9 protein-coding genes and 1 rRNA gene (1 of these 10 only partly in view) are annotated in these 12384 nt (G+C 37.5%); 8 read left to right on the forward strand and 2 right to left on the reverse strand.

The genetic code is table 11. The features are described 5' to 3' along the window. The first annotated feature begins 17 nt into the window (after positions 1-17). The 7 genes from MY04_RS17735 (at position 18) to MY04_RS17765 (ending at position 8582) form a co-directional block, all read left to right on the forward strand. On the forward strand, positions 18-395 hold the full coding sequence (locus tag MY04_RS17735; protein ID WP_158297755.1) for a hypothetical protein: 378 nt from the start codon (positions 18-20) through the stop codon (positions 393-395). An 87-nt stretch (positions 396-482) separates the two neighbouring features. Beyond that, positions 483-2744 carry a tetratricopeptide repeat protein gene (locus MY04_RS17740; protein ID WP_066213418.1) on the forward strand — a complete coding sequence of 754 codons (2262 nt, stop codon included), beginning with the start codon at positions 483-485 and terminating at the stop codon, positions 2742-2744. 748 nt (positions 2745-3492) lie between these two features. Further along, positions 3493-3996: a 5-(carboxyamino)imidazole ribonucleotide mutase gene (gene purE / locus MY04_RS17745; RefSeq protein WP_066211890.1), complete on the forward strand. Its 504-nt coding sequence runs from the start codon at positions 3493-3495 to the stop codon at positions 3994-3996. Between the two features lie 100 nt (positions 3997-4096). Then, the gene (locus tag MY04_RS17750) at positions 4097-4561 is read left to right on the forward strand and encodes a DUF4920 domain-containing protein (protein ID WP_066211892.1); all 465 of its coding nucleotides are present in this window, start codon (positions 4097-4099) and stop codon (positions 4559-4561) included. A 52-nt stretch (positions 4562-4613) separates the two neighbouring features. Beyond that, a complete protein-coding gene (locus tag MY04_RS17755; protein ID WP_158297756.1) occupies positions 4614-5051 on the forward strand; it encodes a hypothetical protein in 438 nt (145 codons plus the stop codon). A 275-nt stretch (positions 5052-5326) separates the two neighbouring features. After that, positions 5327-7249 (forward strand): molecular chaperone DnaK, encoded by a 1923-nt coding sequence (gene dnaK, locus MY04_RS17760; RefSeq protein WP_066211896.1) that lies wholly within the window; start codon positions 5327-5329, stop codon positions 7247-7249. A gap of 202 nt (positions 7250-7451) precedes the next feature. Beyond that, positions 7452-8582 carry a hypothetical protein gene (locus MY04_RS17765; protein ID WP_158297757.1) on the forward strand — a complete coding sequence of 377 codons (1131 nt, stop codon included), beginning with the start codon at positions 7452-7454 and terminating at the stop codon, positions 8580-8582. Positions 8583-8638: 56 nt separating this feature from the next. On the opposite strand, the gene ald is transcribed toward MY04_RS17765, so the two are convergent. Both ald and MY04_RS17775 read right to left on the reverse strand, forming a co-directional pair. After that, positions 8639-9763 carry an alanine dehydrogenase gene (ald, locus tag MY04_RS17770; RefSeq protein WP_066211900.1) on the reverse strand — a complete coding sequence of 375 codons (1125 nt, stop codon included), beginning with the start codon at positions 9761-9763 and terminating at the stop codon, positions 8639-8641. 231 nt (positions 9764-9994) lie between these two features. Continuing rightward, the gene (locus MY04_RS17775) at positions 9995-10975 is read right to left on the reverse strand and encodes a M23 family metallopeptidase (RefSeq protein WP_066211901.1); all 981 of its coding nucleotides are present in this window, start codon (positions 10973-10975) and stop codon (positions 9995-9997) included. An 826-nt stretch (positions 10976-11801) separates the two neighbouring features. On the opposite strand from MY04_RS17775, the gene MY04_RS17780 reads away from it, so the two are divergent. Continuing rightward, positions 11802-12384, forward strand: a 16S ribosomal RNA gene (locus MY04_RS17780) (it continues 943 nt past the right edge of the window).

Consider the following 12384-nt stretch of genomic DNA (forward strand, 5'->3'; position numbering starts at 1 on the left):
AACAAATTAAAATGATTATGAGTAGGATTTTTTATGTATTGATTGTCAGTTTTTTAATGTTGTGTTCGTGCCAAAAGGTAAATAAAACTTCTTATCCTAAAGAGTTAATTACTGAATGGATCTGTATGGAAGAAGCAGATTCTGTTTGCACATTTACAAACAACACGGATAAACTCACTCCTAAGAGAGGCGGTCGAACGCACTACGATATCAAAGAAAATGGCGATGTATTTGAAATTATTACCGGAAGTAATGATATGCCAATTAAAGAAAAAGGAGTTTGGTCATTTAATTCTAAAGAACAATTGCTGACCTTTGTGATCAAAGATGTAGAGACTACCTATAAAGTTCAGTCATTAACAAATGATAAGTTAGATTTAAAACTAGTCAAATAGTAACAGCGTATTAACGTAATACCATTTACTTATTATTTGTTCATTGGGATTAGCTTTGTACAAGAATTATTTTATACAATAGATTGGATGAAACTTCAACACAAATTATTATTACTTTTTTCTACGCTGTTATTTTCAGTTGCCATATACCAGAGTTGTAAATCAACTGAAGAGGAACAGAAAGATGTCGCTGAAAATAAAACAGAATTAGATTACCATCATTCTTTCGATTTACCGTATCCTGATTCTATTTTTGTAGGAACAGAAACGTGTAAATCTTGTCACGAAGAAGAGTATCACTTATGGAAAGGAAGTGACCACGACGAGTCGATGAAACCTGCTACAAAAGAATTTGTATTGGGCGATTTTAATAATGTGACTTTCGTAGGCAATAATGTGAAGTCTCGTTTCTTTATGAAAGGAGATAAATATTATGTCAACACTCAAGGACCTGACGGAAAAAATCATGATTACGAAATCAAATATACTTTTGGATTGAGACCGCTTCAAAACTACATGGTAGAAATGGAGAGAGGAAAAATTCAAGTGATTCGTGAAACATGGGATACAGAGAAGAAAAGATGGTTCAATCAGCACGACGACCTAGACGATATCCAACACTATGAATGGCTACATTGGGCCAATGGTGGAGGTAACTGGAATACGATGTGTGCCGATTGTCACTCTACAAACGTGAGGAAAAACTACGATTACCTAAAAGATTCTTTCGATACAAAATATGCTATCATCAACGTAAGTTGTGAGGCGTGTCACGGTCCTGGTAAGGAACACGTTGACTTTGCTAATTCAGAAGAATTTGAGGAAAAGAAAGATTTTGTTGAAGGATTATTTATCAAGCAATTCAAGAAGGATGAGGATGCTAGAACACTTATCGAAAACTGTGCACCTTGTCACTCAAGAAGATCTCAATTAGTACAAAACTTCAAATTTGAAGAAAGCTTCTACGATCAGTTTGCCCCAGAAATGCTAAGAGAAGGAATGTATTATCATGATGGACAAATCCTGAATGAGGTATATGTTTACGGTTCTTTCATTCAGTCTAAAATGTATCATGAAGGAGTGAAATGTACCGATTGTCACGATCCACATAAAGCAGAGTTGAAATTCAAAGACCTAAATCAGGTTTGTGCACAATGTCACGAAACATCAGAATATGAAGTGAAAGCACATACGAAACACTCACTTACTGATAATGTAAGATGTGTGGATTGTCATATGGTTGGTGAAGTATACATGGGGAATGACTATCGTCGTGACCATAGTTTCAGAACGCCAAGACCTGATCTTAGTTTAAAATATGCAGAAACACCAAATGCTTGTAACCAATGCCACACCGACAAATCGGTTAAATGGGCAGATGCTGAGTACAAGAAAATGTACGGAGAATATAAGCACGATTGGAGAGATACATTGGCTTTAGGTCGTAACTACGATCCTCAATATATTTCTGATCTAAAAGAAATGGTGACAGAACAAAAAGCACCATTTATTGCAAGATCAACAGCATTGTATTACTTAGCGAGAACTCCAGGTGAAGGAGCAATTGATGCAGTTATGGCAGGGTTGAAAGATCCAGAACCAATGGTGAGAACAACTGCTATCCAAAACTTATCACAATTATCATTAGACGAAAGAGTATCCATCTTAAGTCCTTATTTAAATGATGAAGTGAGAGGTGTAAGAGTAGCAGCAGCGATTGCTTTAGGAGATGCAGATGAGAATCGTTTCAAAGGTAAATGGAAAGTAGCATTTGATAAAGCCACTGAGGAAATGTTCCACTACTTCCGTCAGGCAAAAGATTTCCGTGAAGGCCCATTCGGCGAAGGTCAATATTGGGAAAGAAGAAAAGAATACAATAAAGCCATCGAATGTTACCGTTCATCATTGAAGTTCGATACGTTAATGAACGAAGCAAGATTAAGCTTGGCACGTATTTATTCTATCAAAGGAGACACTAAGAATGCCGAGTTAGAATTAAATAACGCCATCAAGTCAGATCCAAACTCTGCCGATGCGTATTATTCGAAAGGCCTTTTATACGCAGAAACAAAAGAGTGGGAGAAATCAGCAATTTCATTAAGAAAGGCATCAGAAATTAACCCTCAAAACTCAAGAGCCTTTTATAACTTAGGTTTGGTACTTCAGCAACAAGGTAAACTACTTGAAGCAGAAAAGACCTACCTATTAGGATTGAAATACACGAAGGAAGATCCTTCATTAAGATATGCACTAGCGGCACTTTACGAACAGACAGGTCAGAAACAAAAAGCACAATTGTACTGGCAATGGCTGAGAGCTCGCTTCCCTAACGATCCAAGATTTCAGTAACACGAAAATGGCTTCTTTTTTTAAAAAGAAGCCATTTTCGTGTTAAGTGAAGAGTGAATAGGGAAGAGCGGTTTTGGGTTGGACCTTATTTTTATATTGATAGCAGATTTCTCCTGTATTGGGTCTCATAAACTTAATATCATATAATCTCTATCTCATATTCCACATCACACATCATACATCATACATTTAATATCCTCCCTCTCATCCAACACGCCCTCTACCCGCCGGTTTGTGTACCGAGAGGCCAAGGCCACCTCGTTGAAGACGGAGATGTAATTAAATTTTTAAAACTCTCAGCTTAAAGTCTTAGATAATCTATCAAAAACGAAAATTTACCTCTTACCTAAAAAATATCCCCAAGAATAAATTCGTGGGCTTTTTATACAAATATCTGCGTTAACTAACTTTCCTTAGTTCCTTAATTTCTTAGTTAAAACCGAGGTCGGGAGACCTCTAACGTCTAAAGGCACAAATGTCGCTATCGCTTAACATTTGCGCCAGTTTAGCAATTCCTAATTCCTAACTCCTAACTCCTAACTCCTAACTAAAAACGAGCGTTAACTTTGCTACCTGCTACCTGCTACCTGCTACCTGCTACCTGCTACCTGCTACCTAATTCACAATCCAATCAGACATCAAAATCCTCGTTCACACATATGCTCTCACCAAACACTAAAATATTCCCCCAATAGTTTCTATCTTTGAGAAAAGTTTAAATCCACAAAACAAATTTCCTTTTTTTACCATGAAAGTAGGTATTATTATGGGAAGTCAGTCTGACTTAAAAGTAATGTCAGAGGCGGCTCAAGTATTAGAAGATTTAGGTGTTGACTACGAATTGACGATTGTTTCTGCACATAGAACTCCAGAGCGTATGTTCGAATATGCAACAACAGCTAAAGAAAGAGGTTTAGCAGCTATCGTTGCAGGTGCAGGCGGAGCAGCACACCTTCCGGGTATGGTGGCATCTATGACTTCACTTCCTGTAATTGGTGTTCCAGTAAAATCAAGAAATTCCATCGACGGTTGGGATTCAATTTTATCGATCCTTCAAATGCCTGCAGGTGTTCCTGTAGCAACTGTAGCTTTAGATGGTGCGAAAAACGCAGGTATCTTAGCCGCAAAAATTGTAGGTGCTACAGACGAAAAAGTATCAAAGAATATCGAAGACTTTATGAAAGAAATGAAAGATAAGGTCTTGACTTCAGCAGAATCAGTAGAAACTGAAGGCTGGAAGTCGAAAATATAATTTTATCTAGGAATTAGGTATGAGGAAATAGGAGCTGTTATCAAATTATAACTCCTAACTCCTAACTCCTAATTCCTAACTTTAACTAATTCATATGAAAATGAAATCTATCTATTTATTCTTCCTCTCAATCATCTTATTTATCAGCTGCTCTACTGAACAAAAAAACGACGTTTCTTTCTATGGAGAGACATTCGAAACTGATCAGGCGGTCGCTTCTACTGAATTAAAAGACAAATTGGATCAATCGGAAACTGTAAACATCAAATTAGAAGGTGAGATTACAGGTGTTTGTCAGAAAAAGGGATGTTGGTTAAAAATGCCTTTGGATGATAATGGAAATGAAGTTTTTGTGAAGTTCAAAGATTACAAGTTCTTCGTTCCTATGGATGCTTCTGGCAAAAAGGCGGTAATTAATGGTGTAGCCACTAAAGAAGTTATTGATGTTGCCACTTTGAAACATTACGCAGAAGATGCGGGTAAATCTGATGAAGAAATTGCGGCAATCACTACTCCAGAAACAAAGTATACATTTATGGCAGCGGGTGTGGCCATTGAGGACTAAACTATAGTTTAACTCACTTCTATCGATTAAACATCAAATAGCCACAACTAACATGAACAAAATACTTACTTTAATCACTTCGATATTTTTTATGTCGGTAGTGATGCTGAGTTGTCAAACTTCCACAAAAGAAAGAACATCAACCAACTATCCTAATGGAGGATCTGAATTAGCTTGGTTAATGAGAGACGTTACCGATCAGATGGAAGCACAAAGAAAAGCCATTATTGAAGGTGATTCTTTACAGAAATTTCCATTGGATGTAGCACATATATTAACGGCAATACCTACGGAGGAAGGGAAAACTTCTTCTCCACAGTATAAAACATTGGCTGATAATTTCTTGAAACATGTGAATCAGTCGAAGGATATACAATTAGCTGGTCAGGTTGAATTTTATAATGGAACAGTGTCTTTGTGTGTGAATTGTCATGAAACACAATGTCCTGGTCCGAATGTGAGAATCAAGAAGCTTTATATCACAGAGTAATTGATATAAACATCAAATAATTAGAGACGAGGAGAATTTTTTCTGAATCTTAATGTAAGGGGAAACATCAAAAGGTGTTTCCCCTTTCTCATTTTGTCAGACTTCTGGGAAATTTCTGCCACATCAAAAAACAATATGACAGATCAAAAATCGCTTTTCCGTCAAAATGTCATAAAAATCCACTTGGCACATCTGTTGTCTAAGAGATGATGTCTTTGGCAACAAGGGCAACCAAAAAAGATTCAAAAAATTAAAGAAATAAATTAAAACAAGTTATGGGAAAAATCATTGGTATTGATTTAGGAACAACGAACTCTTGTGTATCTGTAATGGAAGGTAATGAGCCAGTTGTTATTGAAAACGCAGAAGGTAAAAGAACAACACCTTCTATCGTAGCATTTTTACAAGACGGAGAGCGTAAAGTAGGTGACCCTGCGAAACGTCAAGCGATTACTAACCCACAAAATACAGTTGCTTCAGTGAAGCGTTTTATGGGTAAACAATATTCAGATGCTGGTAACGAGATCTCTCAAATGGCATATGAAGTTGTAGAAGGACCAAACAATACACCAAGAGTTAAGATTGGTGACAAATTATATACTCCACAAGAAATTTCAGCAATTACTCTTCAAAAAATGAAGAAAACTGCTGAGGATTACTTAGGATCTGAAGTTTCTGAAGCAGTAATTACTGTACCAGCATACTTCAACGACGCAGAGCGTCAAGCAACAAAAGAAGCAGGTGAGATTGCAGGTTTGAAAGTTTCACGTATCGTGAACGAGCCAACTGCAGCAGCACTAGCTTACGGTTTAGATAAAGCTAACGCAGATAAGAAAATTGCAGTATTCGACCTTGGTGGTGGTACTTTCGATATCTCAATCCTTGAATTAGGTGATGGTGTATTCGAAGTATTGTCAACTAACGGTGATACTCACTTAGGTGGTGATGACTTTGATAAAGTAATTATCGACTGGTTAGCTGAGGAATTTATGAAAGATCACCCAACAATCGATCTTCGTAAAGACCCAATGGCATTACAACGTTTGAAAGAAGCAGCTGAAAAAGCAAAAATCGAGCTTTCTGCAGGTGCTAAAACAGACATCAACTTGCCATACATCACTCCAGTAGACGGTGTACCTCAACACTTGATGAAAGAATTATCAAGAGCTGACTTCGAACGTTTAGCGGATACTTTAGTTCAAAGATCATTAGAGCCATGTCGTAAAGCATTGCAAGATGCTGACTTGTCTACTTCTGATATCGACGAAGTAATCTTAGTAGGTGGTTCTACTCGTATCCCTAAAGTACAAGAGGAAGTTGAGAAGTTCTTCGGTAAGAAACCTTCTAAAGGTGTTAACCCTGACGAAGTTGTTGCTATCGGTGCAGCGATCCAAGGTGGTGTATTAACTGGTGAAGTGAAAGACGTTCTTCTATTAGACGTTACTCCACTTTCATTGGGTATCGAAACTATGGGTGGTGTAATGACTAAATTAATCGAGTCTAACACAACTATTCCTACGAAGAAGTCACAAGTATTCTCAACTGCTGCTGATAACCAGCCAGCTGTAGAGATTCACGTACTTCAAGGTGAGCGTCCAGTTGCTTCAGGTAACAAAACTTTAGGTCGTTTCAGCTTAACTGATATTCCTCCAGCACCAAGAGGTGTACCTCAAATCGAAGTAACTTTTGATATTGATGCCAACGGTATCGTGAACGTATCTGCTAAAGATAAAGCAACTGGTAAAGAGCAATCAATCAAAATCGAAGCTTCTTCTGGTTTAACTGAGGAGGAAATCCAAAGAATGAAAGACGAAGCAGCAGCTAACGCTGATGCTGATAAGGAAACTAAAGAGCGCGCTGAGAAATTAAACGAGGCTGACTCAATGGTATTCCAATCAGAGAAACAATTGAAAGAGTTTGGCGACAAGCTTTCTGAAGGTAACAAAACAGCTATCGAAGCTGCATTGAAAGACTTGAAAGAAGCACACGCTGCTCAAGATTTAGATAAAATCACTCCTGCTTTAGAGGCGTTGAACGCAGCATGGCAGGCAGCTTCTCAAGAGATGTACCAAGCAACAGGTGGTGACGCAGCAGGTGCTGCTGGAGCTGCAGGTGCAGAAGGTGCTGCTCAAGGAGCTCAACAAGGTGGCAACGCAGATGACGATGTGACTGATGTTGACTTCGAAGAAGTAAAATAATTTGGATAGCGATATTTAAATTAAAAGAGTTGGAAGAGGTTTTGCTTATTCATTTAAGTGAAACCTCTTTTTTTGTAAAATCAATAACAACAGATACTTTATTAGCAGATCGATAATACTATTTTTTAAAGATTTAGGGGTATTATTTCTATATTAAGAAGAAGTCATTACTTTTATATGAGATTACTGCTAAACAACTTAAATGACATATTTAAATAATATATATAAGCTAGAGACCATACTTCTATTATTATTCTTTTCACTCAATGTGATGGCCACATCAGAAAAGGATGACGATATCAAATTAGCCATTACAATAGATAGTGCTATTTATCATGGCAATGGAGATATTGTGGATAAATATATCGATTACGATACCTTCACTCAACGTGTTTTTCAGAAGCTTCATAAACAACCTTCAGAGTGGAAAGAGTATGCATCAGCCTTTAAGCAAAATATTCGTTTAGGCGATTTGTTGATCGAACAAATTGGGTCTGAAGGAGAGTATAGCTTTGTAAAAGTGATTGAAAACCCTGATGGGCAGACGAATTTATTATATCGAATGCTCAAAGGCGATGGTTGGTTGGATTATCATGAAGTACTTTTAGTGAAAAACCATAGTGGTGAATGGAATGTGGCAGATGTTTATTTTTATTTTAGTGGTACCTATTTCTCTGATATTATCGCTACTTTATTAGCACAAGAAGATCAGGAATTGGTAGCAAATCAATCGTTAAGGAAGTCATTATTGCTTACAAGGGAGTTATTTGGTTACAATCAAGAAGGAATGTATGGGAATACGATTACTGCATACGATTCTCTATCCAATTATTTCAAAAAGCAGAAAAACACAAGGTTAGCCCTTTTGATGGCGTTGGCTGGACAAGGAGATATGACTCAGTTGGAAAATTTGAAGGCGAAATATCTATCCGATTTCCCTTACGATAAAAGTATTCGACTGATGATGATGGAAGTGTACGGCAGTTTAGATAATTACGAACAGTCTAAAGTGATGAATGATGAGTTATCAGAGTTGATTGGAGGGGATGATTATCTAAAACTAAGAACTGCAGAAATCTATCTTTCATGGGATAAATCTTCTAAAGCCAAGAAGCTTTTGAAGAAAATGATAAAAGCGGAAAGTTTTCCTACAGATGCTCGTCTATTACTGATGGATGTTTATTATGTTGAGGAAAACTATAAAGGTTTATACACAGAGTTGATGACCGTGTCTGATATGGTTGGGGTGTCGCCGGAAGAGATACTTCCAAAAGAACACTACCCTAACTTTTATGCATCAAATAGCTGGCAGAATAGAAAAAAACAACAATAAAAAAAGTCTGAGTTGAATACATCATCTCAGACTTTTTTATTTGATATTGAATTAGATTAAGCGTTCGCCATCAACATTTCTTCAACATCTGTATATTCTAGACCGAAAGCATCAGCAACAGCTTTGTAAACTACAGTACCGTTAATGATATTCAGACCTTTTTTCAATTCTACATTTTCAGCACATGCCTTTTCCCATCCTTTATCAGCCAATTGAACAGCATAAGGAAGAGTGGCATTTGTAAGTGCAAGAGTAGATGTGTAAGGTACAGCACCTGGCATGTTAGCCACACAGTAGTGCATTACACCGTCTACATCAAATACTGGCTCAGCATGAGTTGTTGGCTTTGTTGTTTCGAAACATCCACCTTGGTCTACAGCTACGTCAACTAATACAGCACCTGGCTTCATAGTTTTCAACATATCTCTAGTAATTAAGTGAGGAGCCTTAGCACCTGGGATAAGTACAGCACCAACCACCAAGTCAGCATCTTTGATTTCCTCTCTGATATTGTGCTCTGAAGAAACCATTGTCTTTACGTTAGCTGGCATGATATCGTCCAACTGACGTAAACGATACAAGTCGATGTCCATAATAGTAACATCAGCACCCATACCTGCAGCGATCTTAGTTGCTTGAGTACCTACGATACCGCCACCAATTACGATTACTTTTGCTGGTTTCACACCTGGTACCCCTCCTAAAAGGATACCACGACCACCTACTGGCTTTTCTAAATACTTCGCCCCTTCTTGAGTAGCCATTCTACCAGCTACTTCAGACATAGGAATCAATAGAGGAAGACTTCTATCTGCTCTTTCTACTGTTTCATATGCTAAACAAACTGGTTTTTGCTCAATCATGGCCTTAGTTAACGGCTCGTAAGAAGCAAAGTGGAAGTAAGTAAATAATAATTGATTTTCTTTGATTAGAGGGTATTCAGCTTCAATAGGCTCTTTTACCTTCATAATCATTTCAGCGATTGCATAAGTATCCTCAATTGTAGGGAGGATCTTAGCACCTGCTGCTACGTATTCCTCATCAGTAAAACCACTACCAATACCGGCAGTTGCTTGAACATATACTTCATGTCCTCTTTTTACTAATTCTTTTGTACCGCCTGGAGTTAGAGCAACGCGGTTCTCGTTGTTTTTGATTTCCTTTGGAACGCCAATAATCATGGTTATATGCTATTTATATGTATATGTGTAATAAAAAAATTCGATGAATTGGGTATTACGTCGTATGTAATCTAAAAGCAAATGTAATAATTCAGCAAATAGTTAGATAATATTTTTAAAATAATTTTTGGTAAGATGTAATATTTTTGATGATATATTTTGAATTGGGCATGAAAAAGCCTCATATACAGAATAAAAAGTATATGAGGCTTTTTTGTAAATATCTTAATACTAGTAACCTAGTGATTGGTTTTCTACCGAAGCTTTCTCTAATAGAGTAGCATATTGATCTGCTGTAACATCTTTCGAGAAGTAGCGAATAGGATTTACTTTTCTTCCTTTATGTATCACTTCATAGTGAAGGTGAGGTGCAGTCGATGAACCTGTACTACCTACTTCACCAATTTTTTGACCTCTAGAGACTTTCTGTCCTCGCTTCACATAGAACTTAGACATGTGAGCGTATTTAGTGACATAACCAAATCCGTGATCCACTTCAATTTCCCAACCATAACCTCTATTGGATTTTCTGGCTTTAATTACTTTACCATCGCCAGTGGAATAAATTGCAGTTCCTTTAGGAGCAGAGAAGTCGATACCAGCATGCATCTTCTTTACTTTAAGGATAGGGTGAATACGCATACCAAAACCAGAAGCCAATCTTTTCAAGTCTTTGTTATCGACTGGCTGGATGGCAGGAATAGCCGCTAACATTTTTGATTTGTTCAAAGCCAAGTCAACAATCTCATCGTATGATTTGGTTTGTACATACATTTGACGTTTTAAATTGTCGATTTGAGATAGCGTTCCCAAGATCATATCTTGTCTAGCTAGCTTCTTATCCAATAGATCTTGATACTTTTGAGATCCACCAGTACCAGCTTGTCTAATTTCTTTTGGAATAGGTTCTGCTTCAAAAATCACACGATAAATTTTATCATCGCGGTCTTGTAAAGCATATAATACATCTTTTGTCTCCTTTACTTCTTTTTGAAGAAGTTTGTGAGCATATAGTAAATCAGCATTTTCCTTTCTTAATCGTGCTTCTTCAGCAGATGGGAAATACTTGATATAAATTGCGGAAAAGAAAAATCCGAACAGAGAACAAGCAAATAGTAACCCCGTGATATTCACAAACATATCAAGTGGTGAGGTCTTTACTCTTTCGTAACGACAGGTCTCCGTATCGTAGTAATATTTTATTTTTGCCATAAATAAAAATCAGAATCTCTATGATTCTATAAAGTTGAACTAGCAAATATACAAAAAAACAGCACTTTTTCAATTGATGCTTTAAGTAAAGGATAAACGTGTTTATACCTTTATTACTATAACGTACTAAATATAATATAGTTATACTTAAGCGTAAAATTACCCATTCCTAATAAGGATCAATTAGTCTTGCATTCTAAAAAACTGCGCTTACCTTTGCACTCCCTTCAAACGGAAGGCCAACAAAAACAAAGCATTTGTATAGGTGCTTTGGGATTGACAGATTGTAAAGAAGAACAGCGATATTCTTACAGAGTTAACGAATTGTAATGAGTGTTGCGAATTAAAATTCTCTTCTTACCTTTGCACTCGCCTTTAACGAAAGGCCTTTTAAAAAAGTGAATAGGGAAGAGTGAAAAACGAAGCAACATTAAAAAGATTTAATGTACGGATAAACCCAAGTGTTTATCCTTTAAGATTCAAAAAACAACGGTTTTTACCTTAAGTGCTTGATCTTGAAAGCTTCAAAAAAAACTTCAAATTTTTTCTCAAAAACATTTGGAAGTTAAAATAAAAAGTTCTTACCTTTGCACTCGCTTCTGAAAAACAGAGGCACATTAAACAACGGTTTGATGTGTGGATGAATCCATGTATTCATCCTCTATAAACTTGAAACAGAGTTCACTGAGAGTAATCTCAAACGTTCTTTTGATGTATTGAAAAGTAATTACAAGATCAGCGAAAGCGGATCCCAAAAGAAAATTTCTTTTATTCGTAGAGACAGGTATTTAACAACATTGATCTGATTGTAGATCTAAAGATTTTTACAACGGAGAGTTTGATCCTGGCTCAGGATGAACGCTAGCGGCAGGCCTAATACATGCAAGTCGAGGGGTAACATGATCTGCTTGCAGATTGATGACGACCGGCGCACGGGTGCGTAACGCGTATATAACTTGCCTCATACTGGAGAATAGCCCGGAGAAATTCGGATTAATGCTCCATAGTATTATAAAGTAGCATTGCTTAATAATTAAAGATTTATCGGTATGAGATAGATATGCGTCCCATTAGCTAGTTGGTGCAGGTAACGGCTCACCAAGGCGACGATGGGTAGGGGTTCTGAGAGGAAGGTCCCCCACACTGGCACTGAGATACGGGCCAGACTCCTACGGGAGGCAGCAGTAGGGAATATTGGTCAATGGAGGCAACTCTGAACCAGCCATGCCGCGTGAACGATGAAGGCCTTCGGGTCGTAAAGTTCTTTTGTATGGGAAGAAACCCACCCCTGCGGGGGTGTTTGACGGTACCATAAGAATAAGCACCGGCTAACTCCGTGCCAGCAGCCGCGGTAATACGGAGGGTGCAAGCGTTGTCCGGAATTATTGGGTTTAAAGGGTGCGCAGGTG

The sequence above is a fragment of the Flammeovirga sp. MY04 genome, from assembly GCF_001682195.2.
In the GTDB taxonomy this organism is placed as follows: Bacteria; Bacteroidota; Bacteroidia; order Cytophagales; family Flammeovirgaceae; genus Flammeovirga; species Flammeovirga yaeyamensis.